Origin of the sequence: Parvibaculum indicum (assembly GCF_011762095.1) — a bacterium.
Classification (GTDB): Bacteria; Pseudomonadota; Alphaproteobacteria; order Parvibaculales; family Parvibaculaceae; genus Parvibaculum; species Parvibaculum indicum.
In genome coordinates this window covers 81,928-102,283 of sequence record NZ_JAASQO010000003.1, presented here as the reverse complement: position 1 = coordinate 102,283, position 20,356 = coordinate 81,928, and the positions used below count along the sequence as shown (strand labels likewise).

Genomic DNA, 20,356 nt, shown 5'->3' with positions numbered 1-20,356 from the left:
TTTTGGCGGCGATCCGCACAAAACTCGTTCAGCACGGCGTTACTTCGCGCCGTCGAAAAAATCCGTGAAGCCGGCGGGGGCATAAGGTCCGATACAAATCTGCTCCAGCACACCCATGCCTTCACGCGTGCCGTCGCTTGCGCGCACCACCTGCTGCACATGCAGGTTTTCCATCGCCAGCGGGTCGAGCTGTTTCGGATCGAAAGACTCATGTCCCGTGGCAAGCTCGCCTTTCCACATGCCCTGCCCCCATTCCGGATGGGTGTAGCCGAGACCCTTCATCTGAAATTTCAGGATCGGTTCCAGGCTGATGGTACGGGTGCCGCCTTCAAGGTCGACGAGATCGATTTCGGCCGACTTCGCCAGGCGCGTGCCCGGCACATAGGAAACGCGATGCTTCGCCGTCGCCATGCGCTCGTCCTTGCCGTCCTCGACGCCGGGCACATCCGCCTCGCTCGCATAGAGCGGGGCCGTGAGCCCTTCGCGCACCAGCGCCTCGCCCTTCGGCCCATCGAAGAAGATGGCATGCGACACGTGATCGTCCCAGACAAGCGGCGCCCAGAGAAAGAAGATGCCGCCCGGCATGGCCGGCGCACCGCCCGTTTCCGGTTCGCCGACACGGCGCACGCCCCAGGAACGGTCCTTGGTGCCGAGGCACATCCCGTCATCCACCGCGATCTCCCCATCGGGGTGGCGGACCGTGCCGCTCCAGCGGCCGAACTGATCGAAACGTGTCGCATCCATCACCGCGCGCGGGCCGGAATAAAGCGTCTGGCGCGCTTCCTTGATGACCGCCGTGCGGCCGGAGAAGGAGAGGTCGCAGGAAATGCCGCTTTCATTGTCGTCCAGCACGACACGGGTGCGCAGCATCGGCTCCTGAATTTCGATACGGAAGGGACCGACCTGCATCTCGGTACGTTCGGTCGGTGCGCGGCGCGAACCGTAAAAGCAATGCTGGCGTCCGTCGCGCGTCACCACGGAGAACGCGCAGTCGAGAATGCCGCGATGCGGATAGATCGCCATGCCGATACCGAAATAATACGACCCGTCCTTCGCATAGCCGTTGAACCATGTGCGGTCATAGACATTGCGGTCGCTGGTCGCCGGATGGGCGATCGGTTCAGGCGTCTGATGGATCGGGTAATCGTCGAGCTTGTTGAGCATTGCCGGGCCTCTGTGTTGCCGAGGACCAACAGCACGGTCGGCCCCTCCCTGTTTTGATGCGGTCTTTTCAAACGCCGCTCATCGCAGTTTTTCAGAAAGTGCCGGGCTTCGCCATGTCCGCTTTCGGCTGACGCAGCGGAACCGCCGCTCAGGCAGTGTCGGATGCGGTGAGGTCCAACTCCTCCATCATTTTTTTTCGGATCTGGAACTTCTGGACCTTGCCCGTCACCGTCAGCGGGAATTCCTCCACGAAGCGGACATAGCGCGGCACCTTGTAATGCGCGATCTGGCCGCGGCAGAACATCTTGATCTCTTCCTCGCTCAACTCGTCGCCCTGGCGCAGAACGATCCATGCGCATATTTCCTCGCCGAACTTTTCGTCCGGCACGCCGACCACGGCCACGTCCTCCACCTTGGGATGGCGATAGAGGAACTCCTCGATCTCGCGCGGATAGACGTTCTCGCCGCCGCGAATGACCATGTCCTTCAGACGCCCGACAATGTTGCCATAGCCTTCGCCGTCGATCGTGGCGAGATCGCCGGTATGCATCCAGCCTTCGTCGTCTATGGCGTCCGCGGTCTTCTCCTTCTCGTCCCAATAGCCGAGCATCACCGAATAGCCGCGCGTGCAAAGCTCGCCGGCCTCCCCGCGCGGCACGGTGTTACCGTCGAAATCCACCACTTTGCATTCGAGATGGGGCTGCACGCGGCCGATGGTGGAAACGCGGCGCTCCAGCGGATCGTCCTTGCCGGTCTGGAAGCTCACCGGGCTCGTCTCCGTCATGCCATAGGCGATGGTCACGTCGCCCATATACATTCGCGAGATCACCTGCTTCATCACCTCCACCGGGCAAGGCGAGCCCGCCATGCAGCCGGTACGGAGCGAGGAAAGGTCGAAACGCTCGAATTCCGGATGTCCCAGTTCCGCGATGAACATGGTCGGCACGCCATAGAGCCCCGTGCATTTCTCGTTCTCGACGGTTTCGAGCACGGCAAGCGGGTCGAAGGCGTCGGCGGGATAGACCATGGTCGCGCCATGCGTCAGACAACCGAGATTGCCCATCACCATGCCGAAGCAATGATAGAGCGGCACGGGAATGCAGAGACGGTCGCCCGGCACGAGGCCGACGCCCTCGCCGACAAAGAAACCGTTATTGAGGATGTTGTAATGGGAAAGGGTCGCGCCCTTGGGCAGGCCCGTCGTGCCGCTGGTGAACTGGATGTTGATCGGATCGCGGCAATCGAGCGTCTTGCCGATCTCTTCAAGCGCCGTGCGGTCCGCATCGCCCGCGAGCCCCGCCACATCGCCGAACTGCCGCCACCCGCGGCGCGCGGTCCCGCCGATCTGGATGACATGCTTGAGATGCGGAAGCGCCGCGGCCTCGAGAAGACCATCCGACGATGCGATTTCAGGCGCGAGCGTTTCGACCATCGCGACATATTCGCTGGTCTTGAAACGTGCCGGCGTGACGAGCGCCGACACGCCGACCTTGTTCAGCGTGTATTCGAGCTCCGAAAGCCGGTAGGCCGGGTTGATATTGACGAGAATGATGCCCGCCTTGGCGGTCGCGAACTGAGTCAGCGCCCATTCCGCATTATTGGGCGACCAGATGCCGAGCCGGTCGCCGGGTTTCAGGCCCAGCGCGAGAAGGCCCGCGGCCAGCGCATCCGCCTTTTTGTTCAGCTCCGCATAGGTCCATCGGATATTCTGGTGAACCGAGACGACGGCTTCGCGCTCGCCCCATTCTCGCGCGGCGGATGAGAGCGCCGCGCCAATGGTTTCCTCGCGCAAGGGCGGCGTCTCCGCGCCCTTCACATATGACAATTGCTCTATCGCCGTGCCCATGGGGACCTCCTCCCGGATAGCGCGTCTCCCGCGCGCTTTCCGAAAAGAAAACCTCATCCGGCAGCCGAAATCAAAGGAAAGCGATCCCTCTATTTCCGCGCGGCGTGAAAGCCCTCATGCGGCGCGCAGCCGGTCTCGTCGGCCTTTACCCGGTCCACCACGAAATCGATGAAGGTGCGCACACGCAGCGGCAGGTGCTCCTTGTAGGGGTAGCAGAGATAGAGCGCATTGGCCGGTGCCGTGAAGTCCTTCAGGATTGGCGTCAGCTCGCCCCGCTCCACAAGGGGCCGCGCATAATCGTCGCGCATCTGGATGATGCCCATTCCCATCGCGGCGGCTTCGCAAATCGCATCCGGATCGTTGAGGATGAGGTCAGGTTCCTGTGGGAAGGTGCGCACATTCCCCGCCACATCGAATTGCCAGGCGATCATCGGATCGCTGAAACGCTTCTGGCAGACGATGGTCCGGTGCCCGGAGAGGTCGTCGGGATGCGACGGCTCTCCATGCATTTCCAGATAGGTCGGCGAGGCCAGCGTCCAGTGTTCGTTGCAGGTGAGGCGCCGGGCGATCATGGAAGAGTCTTCCGGAGAGAGCACGCGGAAGGCGAGATCCACGCCGTCATCGATGAAATCGCGCTGCTGATAGGTGAAATCGAGCTCGAAGACGACATCGGGGTAATCCACCCGGAATTCGGCAACGAGCGGCAGCACGAGCCGGCAACCGAGACCGCGCGGCGAGGTCAGGCGGATAGGACCGCTCATCGTGCTGCGGGTTTCGCGGAAAATGCCGTCCAGCTCATCCAGCGCGCGGAGCGGCTCCCGGGCGCGCTCATAAAGCAGCGCGCCTTCCGCCGTCAGGTTCATCTTGCGGGTGGTGCGCCGGATCAGCACCACGCCATAGGCGTCTTCCAGCCGCTTCACGCTCTGGCCGATAGCGGGCGCGGAGACGCCCAGCACCTTGCCCGCCGCGGCGAAACTGCCCGTTTCCGCAGCGCACACAAAAGCTGCCAGAGCGTTGGAGAGTTGCGTGGCCATTCAAAAGCCCCCCTTTGTACCGGGGTTAAACACCGGAAAATATGCGACGCCGGTTAGATGGGGCCGCTGTCGACCCGCAACAATCGGCCCATCGGTTCGCCGGGCGTATTCTCCACCCCGCGTGTCCAAATTGCCACCCCTTTCCCTAGGGGTAACCTACTATGCCTCGTCTATTTTGCTTTTTTAATTTGTAAATATTAAACATATGGCCTATTTGTACGTAAAATAGGACGAAATACATGCCCGGTTTGCGGCGGGATGGCGCGAATTTGCGCATGTCGTCGGCCAGCCGCCTCATTCACAAGCTGTCCTTACGAATGAATTAAGGTGCACCGCACTAATAAAACTGCGAATTCGGCCCCACATGGCTTCAATCGGTAATCCCGGACCGATCCTTCAAGTGTCAACGCCAACCCCTTGCAAGACTGCCGACCGGCTTTCCGGTTTCCGGCCTCTGCGACGGGTCTGTCATGAGTGAGGCCGACCATGGACCATCAGAACGCATCCGAGACGCCGGCAAACAGCGTTGCCGGCAAATATTCCAGGCGGGCGGCCTATATCGGCGCCGCCATCGTGATCGCCGGCGGCCTCGCCATCGGCGGTACGCATTTCGACTTCACGCATTCCGATGCGGGCGAGGTCCAGCAGGCGCAGCAGGCCCCGCAAGTGACCGTCGAACGTCCGACCCGGAAGAAGCTCATCGAATGGGACGAATATACGGGCCGCTTCCGCGCCGTGGACAGCGTGGAAGTGCGCGCTCGCGTTTCCGGCTATCTGCAGGAAGTCGATTTCCGGGACGGTCAGTTCGTCGAGCAGGGCGCCCTTCTCTTCAAGATCGATCCCCGTCCCTTCCAGGCGGAACTCGACGCCGCCCGGGCAGACGTGAAAGCGCGCGAATCCGCGCTTGCCAATGCGCAGAAAGAATATGCGCGCGGCAAGGAACTGGTGCGCCGGGGCACGATCAGCAAGGCCACGCAGGACAACCGGCTGGCGGCCTTGCAGGAAGCGCAGGCGGGCCTCGAAGCGGCGAAAGCGCATGTGGAAACCGCGCGTCTCAACCTTGAATTCTCCGAAGTGCGCGCGCCGGTGAGCGGGCGCATCAGCGACAACTATGTCAGCCGCGGCAATCTCATCAATGGCGGGGCGCAAGGCGGTACGCTGCTCACCACCATCGTCTCCACGAACCCGATCTATTTCGAGTTCAACATGAGCGAAGCCGATCACCTGAAATATCTCCGCCTGCACCAGCAGGGCGACCGGAGCGTCACCGGCGGCGACGATACCAGGGTGAGCCTGCGCCTGCTGGACGAGAGCGGTTTCGTTCACGACGGGAAGATGAGCTTCATCGACAACCGGATCGCCCCGTCCACCGGTACGCTGCGGGCCCGCGCCACTTTCGACAATGCCGACGACTCCTTCGCGCCCGGCATGTTCGCCCGGATCAAGGTGCCGGGCTCGGCGGAATACAACGCGCTGCTGATCCCCGATTCCGCCGTGCAGACCGACCAGACCGACAAGTTCGTCTGGGTAGTGGACGAGAACGACGTGGTGAAGCGGCGCGAGGTGACGCTGGGCCCGAAGGACAATGAAAAGCGCATCGTCCGCACCGGGCTCGCCCCCGACGACGAGGTCGTGGTCAAGGGAACGCAGTTCGTTTCCGCCGACATGACCGTCGAACCCCAGCCGACCCGTACAGCACAACTGGAGCAGGCGGCGCACTAAGGCGCCGCCTCTTCCACCCGAGATTTCAGTTTCATTTCCGTCGCGCTCCATGGAGGGCTGCCATGAACGCCGTCAAATTCTTTATCGACCGCCCCATCTTCGCCGGCGTCATCTGGACGCTTCTGCTGCTGGTGGGCATCGTCGCCTATTTCTCGATCCCCGTATCGCAATATCCCGATATCGCGCCGCCGACCATCCAGGTGACGGCAAGCTATCCCGGCGCATCGGCGGAGACGATCGCCGAAACCGTGGCCGCACCCATCGAGGAAGAGATCAACGGCGTCGACGGGATGCTCTATATCTCGTCGCAGTCGAGCGCGGCGGGTCAGACCACGATCACCGTCACCTTCAAGCCGGGGACCGATCTTGATACCGCGCAGGTGCTGGTGCAGAACCGCGTGGCGCTGGCCGAACCGCGTCTGCCGGAAGAGGCGCGCCGTCTCGGCATCTCCACCATCAAGGCCAATCCGGATGCGCTGCTCGTCGTGCATATGTATTCGCCCGACCGCAGCCGCGACCAGCTCTACATCTCAAACTATATCCGGCTGCAGATGCGCGACCGGCTGCAGCGCCTTAAGGGCGTCGGGCAGATCCGCGCTTTCGGCTTTCGCGAATATTCCATGCGCGTCTGGATCGCCCCGGAACGGGCCGCCTCCTTCGGGCTGACGGGCGCGGACATCGTGACGGCGCTGCGCGGGCAGAATGTCGAAATCGCGGGCGGGACGCTCGATGCGCCGCCGACCGACAATCAGGGCGCCTTTCAGGTGAACCTCGAAGCGCAGGGCCGCCTGAAGACGCCGGACGAATTCGGCAACGTCATCGTCAAGCAGGACACCGGCGGACGGCTCGTCCGGCTGAAGGATGTCGCCCGCGTGGAACTCGGCGCACAGGATTACAACACGAATGCGCAGCTCGACGAGAACCCCGCCGTCGCGCTTCTCTTCAACCAGCAGCCGGGTTCCAATGCGCTGGAGACGGCGGATCGCGTCCTGACGACAGTGAAGGAAATGTCGAAGGACTTTCCCCCCGGGCTTGCCTATGACGTGATCTGGAACCCGACGCAATTCGTGGCGGAGTCCGTGCACGAAGTGGAGAAGACGATCTATGAGGCGATCATCCTCGTCTCCATCGTCGTCTTCATCTTCCTGCAAAGCGTGCGGGCCTCGGTGATCCCCATTGTCGCGATCCCGATATCGCTCGTCGGCACCTTCGCGGTGATGCAGGCCTTCGGCTTCTCGCTCAACAATCTCTCGCTTTTCGGCCTGGTGCTCGCCATCGGCATCGTGGTCGACGACGCCATCGTGGTGGTGGAAAATGTCGAACGGCGGATCCATGAGGGCCTCACCCCGCGCGATGCGGCCCATGCGACGATGGACGAGGTAGGCGGTGCGCTCATCGCCATCGCGCTGGTGCTTTCCGCCGTCTTCATTCCCACGGCCTTTCTCGAAGGTATTTCGGGCGAGTTCTATCGGCAGTTCGCGGTGACGATCGCCACGGCGACGGTCATCTCGGCGGGCGTTTCGCTCACGCTTTCGCCCGCGCTTGCCGCCCTCCTGCTGAAGCCGCGCAAGGCGGCGGAGGACCGCAAGGCCTGGGAACGCCCGCTTACCTGGTTCTTCGAGAAGTTCGACCGCGGTTTCGACGCCACCTCCAACGGCTACTCGCTGCTGGTTCGCCGTCTTATTCGCGGCTCGGCAATGATGCTGGTTGTCTATGGCGGACTGATGCTGCTAGCCGGTTTCCAGTTCGAGCGTGCGCCTAAGGGCTTCGTGCCGCCAACGGACCAGAACTACGTCATCGCCGTCGTTCAGCTCCCGCCGGGCGCTTCGCTTTCCCGCACGCAGGCGGTGATGAACCGCGTCATCAGGGACGGCCTTGCCAATCCGCAGATCGAACATGCGGCGGCCTTTGCCGGTCTCAACGGCGCGACCTTCTCCACCGCGTCGAACTCGGCAGCCATCTTCTTCACCATGACAGATATCGGCGAGCGCGTGTCGAGCGGTCACGACGTCAATGAAGTGCTGTCGGAACTGCGCGAGACCTTCGGTGCCTATCAGGATGCGATGATCATGGTCGTCCCGCCGCCGCCCGTGCGCGGCATCGGCAATGCAGGCGGCTTCAAGGGCTATGTGCAGGACCGCCAGGGCATCGGCTACAAGGCGCTGGAGAAGGAAGCGCAGTCGCTGGCGCAAGCCGCCAATGACGCACCTGCGGCAACTTCGGCCTTCACCATCTTCAACACCTCGACGCCGAAGCTCCATGTCGATATCGACCGCGTACGGGCCGAGCAGCTCGGCGTCGCCGTGCCCGATGTGTTCCGGACGCTGGAGGTCTATCTGGGGTCTGCCTATGTGAACGACTTCACGGCCTTCGGACGGCCCTTCCGCGTGAATGCGCAGGCCGAGGACATCTATCGCAAGACGCCGGAGGACATTGCGCGGCTCAAGGTGCGCAATGCCGAGGGCGGCATGGTGCCGCTCGGATCGGTCGCGACCTTCTCCGACACGACCGGCCCCGACCGGGTGGCTCGCTACAACCTCTATCCGGCCGCCGCCGTGCAGGGCGACACGGCGCCCGGCTATTCGACCGGACAGACGCTCGACGCGGTGGAGACGCAAGCGAAGGAAACCCTCGACCAGGGCTTCGGCTTCGAATGGACGGAGCTTGCGCTTCAGCAGAAGCTGGCCGGGAATACGGCGATCATCGCCTTTTCCATGGCCGTGGTCTTCGTCTTCCTGCTGCTGGCGGCGCAGTATGAGAGCCTGAGCTTGCCGCTTGCGGTCATCCTCATCGTGCCGATGTCGCTGCTCTCGGCGGTGACGGGCGTGCTGATGCGCGGCCTCGATGTGAACATTCTCGTGCAGGTCGGCTTTATCGTGCTGATCGGCCTTGCCGCGAAGAACGCGATCCTGATCGTGGAGTTCGCCAAGCAGGCCGAAGACAGCGGCCAGCCGATTGCGGAAGCGGCGATGGAAGCGGCACGGCTGAGGCTCCGTCCCATCGTCATGACGTCCTTCGCCTTCATCCTCGGCGTGGTGCCGCTGATGCTGGGCACGGGCGCGGGCTACGAGATGCGCCAGTCGCTGGGCACCGCCGTCTTCTTCGGCATGCTGGGCGTGACCGGGTTCGGCCTTGTCTTCACCCCGGTCTTCTATGTCGTGGCGCGGCGGGCTGCGGCGCGGATGCGCGAACGGTTCGCCGGCGGGCAAGCGCGGGAAAGCACCAGCCACTAAATGAGGAGAGGCGGCGATCTATTCGCCGCCTCTTTTCTTTTCGCTTCGGCAAGTCCTAATCGAGCGGGACGAGCGTCACCAGCGTCTGGCCCGCCTGCACCATCTTGCCGGGCGCGCAGTGGATTTCGTGGACGCGAGCGGCTTCCGGCGCCTTGACCTCGATTTCCATTTTCATGGATTCCAGGATGACGAGCGGCTGGCCCGCTTCCACTTCATCGCCTTCCTTCACATCCACCGACCAGACATTGCCCGGCACGCCCGCATCGACGAGCCTGCCACCGTCGGGCACGTCGATGGCGTTTTCTTCCACGGGCGCGTCGGGTTCCATCTCGCTCATGGCGAGGCCCTGTTCTTCCCAGCGCTGGCGCTCTTCCTCGAAGGCGCGGCGCTGCTTCACGCGGAAGGCCTCGATGCTTTCGGCGTTCTCCTCGAGGAAGGCCATATTGTCGGCAAGGCGGAACGTGCCTTCCTCCACCTTCACCTCGAACTCGCCATGGAGGAAGGCTTCGCGCGCTTCCAGCAATTCATCCGCCGAGACGGGATAGAATTTCAAGCGGTCGAAGAAGCGCAGCAGCCAGGGCTTTTCCGGCTCGAAGTTCTTTGTGCTGTGCCAGCGGTTCCACATCTGCACGGTGCGGCCGACAAGCTGATAGCCGCCGGGCCCCTCCATGCCATAGACGCAGAGATAGGCGCCGCCGATACCGACCGCGTTTTCCGGCGTCCATGTGCGGGCGGGATTATATTTCGTCGTGACAAGACGGTGGCGCGGATCGAGCGGGGTCGCCACGGGCGCGCCGAGATAGACGTCGCCCAGCCCCATCACCATGTAATCGGCCTCGAAGAGGATGCGCTTCACATCCTCAATGCCGTCGAGACCGTTGATGCGGCGGATGAACTCGATATTGGACGGGCACCAGGGCGCGTCGGGCCGCACCAGCGTTGCGTATTTCCGCACCGCTTCCTGCGCGGCTTCATCGTCCCATGAAAGGGGCAGATATACCGTGCGGCTCGGCACTTCCATATCGGCGGCGGACGGCATGGCGCGCTCCGCCTCTTCCAGGATATCCATGAGGCGCGGCAGTGGCAGCATATCCGGGTCGTAATGGATCTGCAGCGAGCGGATGCCCGGTGTCATTTCGATGATGCCGGGGAGAATCTTCTCCCGCAGCGTCACCATCATCGCATGCGCGCGGAAGCGCAGCGCAAAGTCGAGCACGATGGGGCCGTATTCGATCAGCAGATAGTCGTCGCCCGCGCGGCGATAGGTGACTTCCGTTTCGAGATCGGTGATGCGGCCCAGCACGGCCTTCTCCACCGTAGCAGGCGAATAAGTGGCGGGCGCTGGCCGATGCGGGAAGGCAAGATTGGCGACCCATTCCTCTTCCCGGCGGCGCATGGCTTCCGCTTCCTCGTCGCCAATGCGGCGGAAATGCACCTTGTCGCCCGGCTTCAACTGGCCGAGCTTCCAGAGTTCCGCTTTCGCAAGCGTCGCCGGGCACACGAAACCGCCAAGGCTCGGCCCATCCGGACCGAGGATGATGGGCATGTCGCCAGTGAAGTCGATCGTGCCGACCGCATAGGCATTGTCGTGAATGTTGGAGGGATGCAATCCCGCCTCGCCGCCATCCTTGCGCGCCCATTTCGGCTTCGGGCCGATGAGGCGGACGCCGGTGCGCGCGGAGTTGTAGTGCACCTCATAAGCGGTGGAGAAGAGCGTTTCGATATCTTCGTCGAGGAAGAAGTCGGGCGCCCCATGCGGGCCGTAAAGCACCGCGATTTCCCATTCGCTTTGCAGCTTGGGGCGGTCGGGTTCCGCCAGCGGCTCGGCAGCGGCGGCCGTGACCGCGCCCTCGCGGCGGATGCGCAGCACATCGCCCGTCTTGAGCGCCCCGGTCGCATGGCCGCCGAACTGGCCCAGTGTAAAGGTCGAGCGCGAACCCAGATAGTCCGGCACGTCGAAGCCGTTGCGGATGGCGAGATAGGCGCGCTGGCCCTCCCCCCTCACCTGACCGAGGGCGAGCGTTTGGCCGCTCTTCACCTCGACCGCCTGCCAGAGCGGTACTCGCTCACCGTCGAGCGTCGGCTCCATATCCGCACCGGTGAGCGCAATCACCGCATCCCTGCGGAAAGCAAGCGTTGGGCCCATCAGCGTCATTTCGAGCGCGGGCGCGTCCTCCGCATTGCCGACCAGCCGATTTGCCAGACGGTGCGAAAGCGGGTCCATGGGACCGGAAGGCGGCACGCCGACATCCCAATAGCCGATGCGGCCAGGATAATCCTGAATGCTCGACAGCGCGCCGGGCGACACGACATCGATGGCGGCGCTATTGCCCGCGAACCCCGCCAGCGTCGAGGTCAGCATTTTCCCTTCGAGGAAATCAGCCGAGCACGCGATCTGGCGCAGATAGTCGAGATTGGTTTCGATGCCATAGACCGACGAGCCGTCGAGCGCATCGGCGAGCTTTGCCGCCGCCTCTTCGCGCGTTGCGCCCTTCACGATGATTTTGGCGAGCATCGGATCGTAAAAGGGCGACACCTCGGTGCCGGTCGCAATCCAGCCGTCGACGCGAATATCGTCCGGGAAGCTCACTTCCGTCAGCAGGCCGGAGGAGGGTTGAAAGTTCTTGCCCGGATCTTCGGAATAGAGACGCACCTCGATGGAATGACCTTCGGGCATGCGCTTGTAGTTATCCAGATCGTCGAGATCGCCCGCGGCTTGGGCGACCATCAACTCGACAAGATCGAGGCCGGTCACTTCTTCCGTTACCGGGTGTTCCACCTGCAGGCGGGTATTCACCTCCAGGAAGTAGAAGCGGTGTTCGGCGGCGTCATAGATGAACTCCACCGTACCGGCCGAGGCATAACCGACGATTTCGCCGAGGCGGACCGCCGCCTCGTGCAATTCACGGCGCACGAGTTCCGGCAGGTTGGGCGCCGGGGTTTCTTCCAGCACTTTCTGGTTGCGGCGCTGCGCGGAACAGTCGCGTTCGCCCAGCGCGATGACCTTGCCTTTTCCATCGCCGAAGATCTGCACCTCGATATGCCGGGCCTGAGCCACGAATTTTTCGACGAAAAGACCGGCATCGGAGAAGTTCGCCTGCGCCAGCCGCTTCACCGTCTCGTAGAGACGCGGCAGCTCCTCTTCCGACTTGCAGAGCTGAAGCCCGATGCCGCCGCCCCCCGCCGTGCTTTTCAGCATGACGGGATAGCCGATCCGGGCGGCATGGGCGCGCGCCTCTTCGAGATCGTGTACGAGCGGGGAGCCCGGCAGCAAAGGCACGCCGCTCTCCTCGCTCAGATCGCGCGCCGTATGCTTCAGCGCAAAGGCCCGCATATGCTCGGGGTGAGGCCCGATAAAGGCGACGCCTTCCTTGTCGAGACGTTCCACAAAGTCGGGGTTCTCGCTCAGGAAACCGTAGCCGGGATGGACGGCTTCCGCGCCTGTCTGCCTGATGGCTTCGAGGATCGCCTCGACATTGAGATAGCTTTCCGACACCGACGCCGGTCCCACGCGCACGGCCTCATCGGCAAGCCGCACATGGGGGGCAAAGCGGTCGGCGTCGGAATAGATCGCCACGGACCCTACGCCCATCCGCTTCAGCGTGCGGATGACACGGCAGGCAATTTCGCCGCGATTGGCGATCAGTACTTTCTTGAACATGAACGTCTCCGTTTGGCCTCACTCCGCATCGTCTGGAAGGCTCAAGCCTTCCAGACCAGCGTGCGCACGGGCGTCGGGTTGAAGCCATTACAGGGATTGTTCACCTGCGGGCAGTTGGAGATGAAGACGAGAATGTCCATCTCCGCGCGCAGCTCCACATAGTCACCGGGCTTCGACACGCCATCGACGATGGCGAGCGTTCCGTCCGGCTCTACCGGCACGTTCATGAAGAAGTTGATGTTGCTGACGAGATCGCGCTTCGTCATGCCATGTCGCGACAGTTCCATGACGAAATTGTCGCGGCAGCTATGCATGTATTTCTTGTCATGGCCGAAACGTACCGTGTTCGACTCCGCGCTGCAGGCCCCGGCGGAGGTATCGTGACCGCCCGCCGTATCGGCCAGCATGGTGGCCATCAGATTGCCCTCGCTGGAATAGATCCCGGTGCCCGCCGTGACATAGGGCGAGCCCTGCATGCGGGCAGTGTCCTGCGCGCTGTAGCGCTCTTCCGTGTCATGCGCATTGTAGAAGAGCGTGTCGACGGCCTGCTGGCCTTCGAGGTCGACGATGCGCAGCACCTGCCCCTTGGGCAGCATGTAGGACCAGGGCCGGGTTGCGGGAACGGTGAAGTCGTAGATCGCCTCGGCGGGATCGCGTTCGATGTTCTGCATGGGTTTATCCTCGCCTCAACGGAACAGGGGGTCTGTGTTTTCGAAGCCGCGAACGGCTTCCTCGGTCGCCGTGCGGCAGAAATCGTCCGCGGCGGGTGGCGGCGATTGCCAGACCGTGAGGTCGACAGGGGAGGGGTTGTAGTCACCGGGCGCCAGCGGATGCGGGCAATTGGAGACGAAGACCAGCAGATCCATCTCCGCGCGCAGATCCACATAGTCGCCAGCGGACGCACCCTCGCCTTCCCAGACGAAACGGCCTTCCGCATCGACCGCGACGGGGGCGAAGAGCGTCAGGCAGGGCGGCACATCGGCCTTGCTGAGGCCGTGCTTGGCGGCGAGCAGAATGAAATTGCCGCGCGAGGAGCGCAGCGTGGCGTCGCCATATTTCTGCTCATTGCTGAGCGGCGTGGAGCCGCCTGCCAGCGCATCATTGTGGCCGAAGGTGTCGTCGGTAATGGAAGCGAGTACGCGGCCCATATCGGAAAAGAGCACACGCCCGCGCTGCAGCGCCGCGCTCCACTGGATCTTCACCGTGTCGCCCGCGTTGAAACGCTCGGTCGGGTCCGCGGCGTTGTAGAGCAAGACCGAAACGCCCGAATTCGGACCCGTCGCCGCGATGCGCAGGGACTGCCCGCGCGGAACGCGGCGCGACCAGCCCCAGCTGCCCGGCAGCGTCTCGTGCCAAAGAACGTCGTTTTCGGGAATGTCGCGGGGATTGCCCGGCGCTTCGCTGATGTCCCGGCGTTTCGCACGGCCTTGCGCGAAGAGTGCGTCGTAGCGCGCCTTTTCGTCGGCGCGGGCGTCGTCAGCACTTTGTGCCATCTCTCCATCTCCTTACACCATGCCGGCATGTGAACCGGCGCCCGGCCGTCCGGGCAATTTTCCGGCAAGGCCGGAAGAGGTCGCCAGCAGGTCGTCCTGCCGGCGATGGTGCCGCCGCATGAAGTCTGGAGGATCGGCTATACACGGCGGCCTGCAATGCCAATCCTCGCATCGCATCCGTCTCCCGGGCTTTTGTCCCGCCGTGTACCTGACCGCTGTTGACCGGTCAGGGTGTAGCTCTCGGACCAGTCGCCGCACCGATCGTGAAACCGATTGCGGCCGGAACCCTAGCCACTGCCTGTTCTCTTTATCGCAAACCTTATGCCATGGATAAAGGGGCATAAGCCTTGGCTTGCCCGATTCAGCAGCGCCGGGCCACGCTCAATATCTGCTCTTTTGCCTAAAGTTTAGTCAGCTTGCCGCTTCGGTCTCCAATCAGTCGCCGCTAAAGGGGTGAAGCGGCGGAATGACCGCGGCCATGAGCTGGATCTTGCCGGCGATGACACCGCGCTTGGTGACCATCTCGTCGGCGATCGCCTGGAGCTTTCGGGCCGGCCCCTGCACCAGCACGACCTCCATGGTCTGGTTATGCGCCAGATGGACATGGAGGGAGCTGATGCATTCGTCGATATAGCGGTACTGAAGGTCCGCGAGCTGCTTCTGAAGGCCGTTGGCCGTGTTGTCGTAATAGATGGTGATGATGCCGACCATCACCTCGTCGCCGCGCTCGCGCTTATGCTCCACCAGAAACTGGTGGAGCATGTCGTTGATCGCCTGGGACCGGCTTTGAAACCCCCGATCCTCGACCATCTGGTCGAGTTCGGTCAGCAATTCCTCCGGCAAGGAAATACTGATGCGGCTTACGGGCCTGCTGTCGAGGGTCCGTGTGCCATTCCCATTGTTCGGGCCGTTCCCGGACATTTTTCACCCTTCAGAAAAGATGGCTGTAGCGTTCCACTTCCCACTCGCTGACGGCGAGATGGTAAGCCTGCCATTCCTCGGACTTGTATTTGACGAACTCGTCGCGAAGCCCCGTCCCCAGCGCCGCCTCTGTAATCGGGTCGTCTGCGAAGCAGGCCACCGCTTCCTGCAGGTTCTGCGGCAGGAACTGAATGCCGCGCGCTTCGCGCTCCGACTCGGAAATCGTGTAGAGATTATCCTCGTTCGGATCGCCCGGGTCGATCCCTTCGCGGATGCCTTCAAGACCGGCGGCGAGCGCCAGCGTGGCGGCGAGATAGGGGTTCACCGCGCCGTCTGCATTGCGCGACTCGCAGCGTCCTCCGCCGGCGGGCACACGGACGGAGTTCGTCCGGTTGTTGGAGCCGTAGGAGTTGAAGACCGGCGCCCATGAGAAATAACTCATCGCACCCTGGCGCACGAGACGCTTGTAGCTGTTCACCGTCGGCGCGAAGGCGGCGCAGAGCGCAGGCCCGTGTTTCAGAATGCCGCCGATGAACTGATAGCCGGTCTCGGTCAAGCCGAGCCCGCGCGGATCGTCTTTCGGATCGCAAGCGAAGACATTGCCGCCTGTCTTCAGGTCGTAGAGCGACATGTTGAAATGCGCGCCATTACCCGTCTTGTCGGCGAAGGGTTTGGGCATCATGGTCGCAAGCAGGCCTTCCTGCTTGGCGAACTCCTTGGCCATGTAACGGAAGAAGACCAGCCGGTCGCACATGGTGAGCGCATCGGCATAGGCGAAGTCGAATTCGTACTGGCCGTTCGCATCCTCATGATCGAAGGAGTAGAGATCCCAACCCAGATCGTTGATGCAGGTCGCCACCTTGTCGAGCCAGGTGAACTGATCCATGAACCCTTCGACGCTGTAACAGGGCTTGTTGAGCTTGTCGTTCGGATTGGGCACGGAGAGCGAGCCGTCCTCGTTCTGCTTCAGGACGAAGATTTCGCATTCGATACCGAGATTGAAGCCGAAGCCCATTTCCGCCGCCTTCGCCAGCATGTTCTTCAACGCGACGCGGGTGTTCAGCGGATAGGGGGCACCCTGAAACCCGTTATCGGCGGGCATCCATGCAACGGAGGGCTCCCAGGGAAGCTGGACGATATGGCTGAGATCCGGAATCGAGGTGATCTCATCATCGTTCGGCGCCTGTCCGAGACCGTCCAGCGCGTAGCCCGTATAGCGTTCCGAGCCATGCGCCATGTGATGCAGATGGTCGATCGGCACCACCTTGCCTTTCGGCACGCCGTGAATGTCCACATAGGCGCCGATGCAGTATTTGACGCCCTTGGCGCGCAGTTCCTTCTGGATCGTCGTGATCTCTTCATCCGTCATCATTGCCGTGCCTTTCTCTCTCGCGACAGGTCATGCGTTCCCGTTTTGCGCCGAGCGCTTTCGCGCCGGCACATCGAATTCAGTCACTCGCCATGCATTGCTTCGTCAGCCGCCCCGCTCGAAATAGGAGTGGGGCAGAGGCGGCTCTTCCTTGAGGCCCCGTTCCATGAATTCACTGAGGTCTTCGACCATCCAGCCGAACCATGTTTCGCCCTTTTCGGCGGAGGCGCGCGAGGGCGCGCCGGTCACGCCGTTGCGGCTGGTGCGGTTCACGGGATGGGAGAAGACGAGCCCGTCGGTCCGGTCGGGATCGTCCGAAGCATCGAGCTTTTCCGGCCGCACCATCTCCGGCGCGGTCGCCAGCATGAGCGATGTCTCGGCATCATTGGCATGCCAGTCACCGCCATCGGCGAAATGGAACTCGCGCACGCGCGCGCTCACCGTGGCAGAATTGACGAGCGAGACCATCATGTCGTCATGCTCGGCGCGCAGCATTTCCAGCGCGCATCGAAGCGGCGCGGCATTGGTCACATGCGTGTTTACGATGAAGAGACGGCGCACGCCGGAATGGTAAGCCCAGTCGCCGATCTCCTTGACGAGCGTGATGAGAGTGATCGGCTGCAGCGCAATCGTGCCGGGCCAGCGCCTGCTGTGGCCGATGGAGCAGCCATAGAACATGGTGGGCAGCATGGGGATGCCGGTGCGCTCCGACACGGCATGGCAGAGCTTGTCGGCGAGCACCGCATCCATGCCGCAGCCCATCTGCGGTCCGTGCTGCTCGGTCGCGCCGACCGGCAGGATGGCCGCGTTGGCTGCGGCCTCCAGATCGCCGGGCAGTTCTTCCCATGTGCGCTCAGCCCATTGCATGGCGGTCAATCCACACTGTCGTCGACTTCGACGAGACGCGGCATATCGGGATAGTCGTATTCTTCCTCGCTCTCGCCCTCTTCCTTTTCCTCATGGGCATAGATCAGCTCTTCGAGACGCGCCTTGGTGGCGAGGAATTCGTCGGAGATGAACTGCTCCATCTTGCGCGGATGCGGCACCGGCACCTCGATCAGCTCCTGCACCTCGCCCGGATGCGCCTTCAGCACCAATACGCGGTCGGCGAGATAGATCGCTTCGTCGAGATCATGGGTGATGAAGACGATGGTGATGTCGATTTTGCGCCAGATTTCCAGCAGATGCGCCTGCATCCTGGCGCGGGTCTGCGCATCCAGCGCGCCGAAAGGTTCGTCCATCAGCAGAATGCGCGGCTGGTTGGCGAGCGCGCGCGCAATAGCGACGCGCTGTTTCATGCCGCCCGACAATTGATGCGGATAGGCGTCGGCGAATTTTTCCAGGCCGATCAGCGCCAGCCATTGCAGTGCCTGGCGCTCGGCCTCCTGGAACCCCATGCCGTTCACTGTGAGACCGAACATGACGTTGCGCTTCACCGACAGCCAGGGAAAGAGCGTATAGCCCTGGAACACCATGCCGCGATCCTTGCCCGGCCCGCGCACCGGCTTTCCTTCCAGCAGCACTTCGCCGCCGGTCTGCGCATCCAGCCCGGCCAGAATGCGGATGAGCGTGGACTTGCCGCAGCCGGACGGACCGACAACGCACAGAAATTCGCGGCGATGGGTGTCGAAGTGAATGTCCTTCAGCGCCACCGTCTCGCCCTTCGGCGTCTCGAAAACCTTGTCGAGGCCTTTCACTTCGAGAATTTTCGGGCGCTCCTTCAGCCGCTCGAAGCGCTCGCGCACCGCGTCGGACTGGTCGAGATAGGACGGTAATGCCTTTTCCGGGTTCATGGTTGCCTCGCTCTATTTTCCGTTGCGGTCCCAGGGGAAGAAGCGCCTGGCCAGCATCCCCAGAACGAGATCGGTCCCGAGGCCGATGATGCCGATGATGATGATGGCCGCGTATACGTTCTCGAAGTGCTGGTAACGCGCCTGCTGGGTGATGAACCATGTGATGCCGCTGGTCGTGCCGATCAGCTCGGCCACGATCAGATAGGTCCAGGCCCAGCCCAGCAGGATGCGCAGGTCGCGATAAAGATCGGGCAGGACGCCCGGCACCACAACGCGCGTCAGAAGCTGGAGATTGCCCGCGCCCAGCGTCAGCGCCGCTTCGGCGAGCGCGCCATCGAGCTTGCGCGTCGTGTTGGCGATGATGAGCACCTGCTGGAAAAAGGTGCCGATGAAGATGATCGCGATCTTCGGGCCGTCATAGATCCCCAGAATGGCGACGGCGAGCGCACCGAAGGCCGGCGCGGGAAGATAGCGGAAGAATTCCACGAAAGGCTCGGTGAGGCGCGAGATGGGCGCATAGGCCCCGCAAAGCACGCCCAGCGGCACACCGATGGCCGAGGAGAGAAAGAAGCCCCAGAAGATGACCTGGATCGAATGCCACAGGCTCTGATGCAGCCAGGGCATGTCTTTCGACGGGGGCGGCGTGACGAAGGCGGTATAGAGCGCCTCGGCCACTTCATGCGGCGCGGGCAGATAGACCGGGTTGGCGGGGAAGCCCTCAGGCGGCGCCTGACCTTCCGCTTGCGCCTCGGCCACCGCGTCCTCGAAGGGGCCGCGCGGCATCCGCATGTCTACCTGCAGGTAGGAAACGCTGCCGGGATCGGTGATTTGCACCAGGGGGTGCCACACGACGGGCACATAGCTCACGATACTCCAGACAAGGATCGGCAGTATGAAGGAAAATACGCCGAGAACGGTCTTTGCTTGCGACGACAGTTCCGTCTGAACCGAGAACCAGTTTGTCCGACTCATGGCACCCCCGGGCGCTACTCTTTACGCTACAACGCTTACGCGACTTACTTCAGGGCATCCGCCTCGAGAGACGGATCGATATAGCTGTCGACGTCCTGGGGATCGGCATAGACCTTGTACTTCACGTTGAAGTCGTCGGAGATCTGGGACGATCCGTAGAGAGAGGAAAAGCCGTCGCCCTTCTCCAGGAACTTGGAGCTTTCTTCGAGGGTGAGGAGCTTCGTGCCGTTGAGAAGCGGCTTGTACTGCGCCGGCGTCAGGCCCACGCGAGCGGACATGATCTTCAGCGCGTCGGGCTGGGTTTCGGGGTCGTTGATATATTTCACGACCTTGTCCCAGACCTTGATGAGCTTCACATATTCGTCGCGGCGGTTCGCAAGGCTCGTCGGCGTCACAGTCAGCGTGTCGTAGATGAGGCCGGGCTCATCCGCCGAGGTGTAGATGGGGCGAGCGCCCGGAACCAGCTTCATCGCCTGACCGGAACTCGGCTGCCAGGCGCCGACCGCATCGACATCGCCGGAGGCCAGCACCTGGGGCGTGTTGTTGGTGGCGACATTGACGAGTTCGACATCGGATTCCGTCATGTCGGCCTTCTCCAGGCCGTTCAGCAGCAGAAGATGGTCCACGAAGCCCATCTCGACGCCGATCTTCTTGCCCTTCAGTTCCGCGAGGCTTTTGATGCCCGGCTTGGCGATGATCATGTCATTGCCGTTGGAGTAGTCGTTCACCAGGATCATGATGCTCTTGGTGCCGCTGCCGCCCATGACGAGCGCATCGCCATTGGTGACGCTCACCGCGTCGAGCTTGCCCGCGGCGAAGGCATCCATGGACGCCACATAGTCGAACCACTGGAAATCCGCGGCGACACCGGCTTCCTTGAGCCAGCCCTTGTCGATGGCGACCTGCCAGGCCACCCAGCCGGGCCAGTCGCTGTAACCGATTTTAAGCGGGGCTTCGGCGCGGGCGGGCGCGGCCAGCATGATTGCCGACATGGCCAGGCCCAACGCCATTCCAAGACTTCTCCTGAGACCCATCACATTAACTCCCGAGGTTGGTCAGTATTACGAAATGCAAAATGCGTAATACTAGGAGCAAGCCCCGTGCCAAGCGGCGGAATGGGAGAATGCCGGGAGTTTTCGGCCTCAGGC

Annotated in this window: 14 protein-coding genes and 1 riboswitch; of the genes, 2 read left to right on the top strand and 12 right to left on the bottom strand. The window is 62.6% G+C overall.

Annotation, left to right across the window (positions count from 1 at the left end):
* Positions 1-39: 39 nt before the first annotated feature.
* The 3 genes from FHS78_RS04840 to FHS78_RS04830 all read right to left on the bottom strand — a co-directional run bounded on the left by FHS78_RS04840 (position 40) and on the right by FHS78_RS04830 (position 4,044).
* Positions 40-1,164 carry an Rv3169 family protein gene (locus FHS78_RS04840; RefSeq protein ID WP_167091030.1) on the bottom strand — a complete coding sequence of 375 codons (1,125 nt, stop codon included), beginning with the start codon at positions 1,162-1,164 and terminating at the stop codon, positions 40-42.
* Positions 1,165-1,312: 148 nt separating this feature from the next.
* The gene (locus FHS78_RS04835; protein WP_167091027.1) at positions 1,313-3,010 is read right to left on the bottom strand and encodes an AMP-binding protein; all 1,698 of its coding nucleotides are present in this window, start codon (positions 3,008-3,010) and stop codon (positions 1,313-1,315) included.
* A gap of 89 nt (positions 3,011-3,099) precedes the next feature.
* Positions 3,100-4,044: a LysR family transcriptional regulator gene (locus tag FHS78_RS04830; RefSeq protein WP_167091024.1), complete on the bottom strand. Its 945-nt coding sequence runs from the start codon at positions 4,042-4,044 to the stop codon at positions 3,100-3,102.
* Positions 4,045-4,530: 486 nt separating this feature from the next.
* On the opposite strand from FHS78_RS04830, the gene FHS78_RS04825 reads away from it, so the two are divergent.
* Together FHS78_RS04825 and FHS78_RS04820 are read left to right on the top strand one after the other, a co-directional pair.
* Complete coding sequence (locus FHS78_RS04825) at positions 4,531-5,766, top strand: efflux RND transporter periplasmic adaptor subunit (RefSeq protein ID WP_167091020.1); 1,236 nt, start codon at positions 4,531-4,533, stop codon at positions 5,764-5,766.
* 62 nt (positions 5,767-5,828) lie between these two features.
* Entirely contained in the window at positions 5,829-8,999 is a 3,171-nt protein-coding gene (locus tag FHS78_RS04820) for an efflux RND transporter permease subunit (RefSeq protein ID WP_167091017.1), read from the top strand.
* A 55-nt stretch (positions 9,000-9,054) separates the two neighbouring features.
* Here FHS78_RS04820 and uca read toward each other — a convergent pair whose 3' ends face one another.
* The 9 genes from uca to FHS78_RS04775 form a co-directional block, all read right to left on the bottom strand.
* Positions 9,055-12,660, bottom strand: a complete 3,606-nt coding sequence (gene uca / locus FHS78_RS04815) for an urea carboxylase (protein WP_167091015.1) — start codon at positions 12,658-12,660, stop codon at positions 9,055-9,057.
* Between the two features lie 41 nt (positions 12,661-12,701).
* Positions 12,702-13,331: an urea amidolyase associated protein UAAP2 gene (locus tag FHS78_RS04810; protein ID WP_167091013.1), complete on the bottom strand. Its 630-nt coding sequence runs from the start codon at positions 13,329-13,331 to the stop codon at positions 12,702-12,704.
* 15 nt (positions 13,332-13,346) lie between these two features.
* Positions 13,347-14,153, bottom strand: a complete 807-nt coding sequence (locus tag FHS78_RS04805) for an urea amidolyase associated protein UAAP1 (protein WP_167091010.1) — start codon at positions 14,151-14,153, stop codon at positions 13,347-13,349.
* Positions 14,154-14,332: 179 nt separating this feature from the next.
* Positions 14,333-14,455, bottom strand: a riboswitch (guanidine-I (ykkC/yxkD leader).
* A gap of 133 nt (positions 14,456-14,588) precedes the next feature.
* The gene (gene nikR / locus FHS78_RS04800; RefSeq protein ID WP_167091007.1) at positions 14,589-15,074 is read right to left on the bottom strand and encodes a nickel-responsive transcriptional regulator NikR; all 486 of its coding nucleotides are present in this window, start codon (positions 15,072-15,074) and stop codon (positions 14,589-14,591) included.
* A 10-nt stretch (positions 15,075-15,084) separates the two neighbouring features.
* On the bottom strand, positions 15,085-16,446 hold the full coding sequence (glnT, locus tag FHS78_RS04795) for a type III glutamate--ammonia ligase (protein ID WP_167091004.1): 1,362 nt from the start codon (positions 16,444-16,446) through the stop codon (positions 15,085-15,087).
* 102 nt (positions 16,447-16,548) lie between these two features.
* The gene (locus FHS78_RS04790; protein WP_167091001.1) at positions 16,549-17,310 is read right to left on the bottom strand and encodes a creatininase family protein; all 762 of its coding nucleotides are present in this window, start codon (positions 17,308-17,310) and stop codon (positions 16,549-16,551) included.
* A gap of 5 nt (positions 17,311-17,315) precedes the next feature.
* On the bottom strand, positions 17,316-18,236 hold the full coding sequence (locus FHS78_RS04785) for an ABC transporter ATP-binding protein (protein WP_167090999.1): 921 nt from the start codon (positions 18,234-18,236) through the stop codon (positions 17,316-17,318).
* Between the two features lie 12 nt (positions 18,237-18,248).
* Positions 18,249-19,208 (bottom strand): ABC transporter permease, encoded by a 960-nt coding sequence (locus FHS78_RS04780; protein ID WP_167090997.1) that lies wholly within the window; start codon positions 19,206-19,208, stop codon positions 18,249-18,251.
* A gap of 44 nt (positions 19,209-19,252) precedes the next feature.
* Positions 19,253-20,218, bottom strand: a complete 966-nt coding sequence (locus tag FHS78_RS04775) for an ABC transporter substrate-binding protein (protein WP_246220348.1) — start codon at positions 20,216-20,218, stop codon at positions 19,253-19,255.
* Between the last annotated feature and the right edge of the window lie 138 nt (positions 20,219-20,356).

What these genes read in the sequence shown, in the direction of transcription:
- FHS78_RS04840 (WP_167091030.1), bottom strand. Translation starts at nt 1,164, where the DNA reads ATGCTCAACAAGCTCGACGATTACCCGATCCATCAGACGCCTGAACCG.
- FHS78_RS04835 (WP_167091027.1), bottom strand. Translation starts at nt 3,010, where the DNA reads ATGGGCACGGCGATAGAGCAATTGTCATATGTGAAGGGCGCGGAGACG.
- FHS78_RS04830 (WP_167091024.1), bottom strand. Translation starts at nt 4,044, where the DNA reads ATGGCCACGCAACTCTCCAACGCTCTGGCAGCTTTTGTGTGCGCTGCG.
- FHS78_RS04825 (WP_167091020.1), top strand. Translation starts at nt 4,531, where the DNA reads ATGGACCATCAGAACGCATCCGAGACGCCGGCAAACAGCGTTGCCGGC.
- FHS78_RS04820 (WP_167091017.1), top strand. Translation starts at nt 5,829, where the DNA reads ATGAACGCCGTCAAATTCTTTATCGACCGCCCCATCTTCGCCGGCGTC.
- uca (WP_167091015.1), bottom strand. Translation starts at nt 12,660, where the DNA reads ATGTTCAAGAAAGTACTGATCGCCAATCGCGGCGAAATTGCCTGCCGT.
- FHS78_RS04810 (WP_167091013.1), bottom strand. Translation starts at nt 13,331, where the DNA reads ATGCAGAACATCGAACGCGATCCCGCCGAGGCGATCTACGACTTCACC.
- FHS78_RS04805 (WP_167091010.1), bottom strand. Translation starts at nt 14,153, where the DNA reads ATGGCACAAAGTGCTGACGACGCCCGCGCCGACGAAAAGGCGCGCTAC.
- nikR (WP_167091007.1), bottom strand. Translation starts at nt 15,074, where the DNA reads ATGTCCGGGAACGGCCCGAACAATGGGAATGGCACACGGACCCTCGAC.
- glnT (WP_167091004.1), bottom strand. Translation starts at nt 16,446, where the DNA reads ATGATGACGGATGAAGAGATCACGACGATCCAGAAGGAACTGCGCGCC.
- FHS78_RS04790 (WP_167091001.1), bottom strand. Translation starts at nt 17,310, where the DNA reads ATGCAATGGGCTGAGCGCACATGGGAAGAACTGCCCGGCGATCTGGAG.
- FHS78_RS04785 (WP_167090999.1), bottom strand. Translation starts at nt 18,236, where the DNA reads ATGAACCCGGAAAAGGCATTACCGTCCTATCTCGACCAGTCCGACGCG.
- FHS78_RS04780 (WP_167090997.1), bottom strand. Translation starts at nt 19,208, where the DNA reads ATGAGTCGGACAAACTGGTTCTCGGTTCAGACGGAACTGTCGTCGCAA.
- FHS78_RS04775 (WP_246220348.1), bottom strand. Translation starts at nt 20,218, where the DNA reads ATGGCGTTGGGCCTGGCCATGTCGGCAATCATGCTGGCCGCGCCCGCC.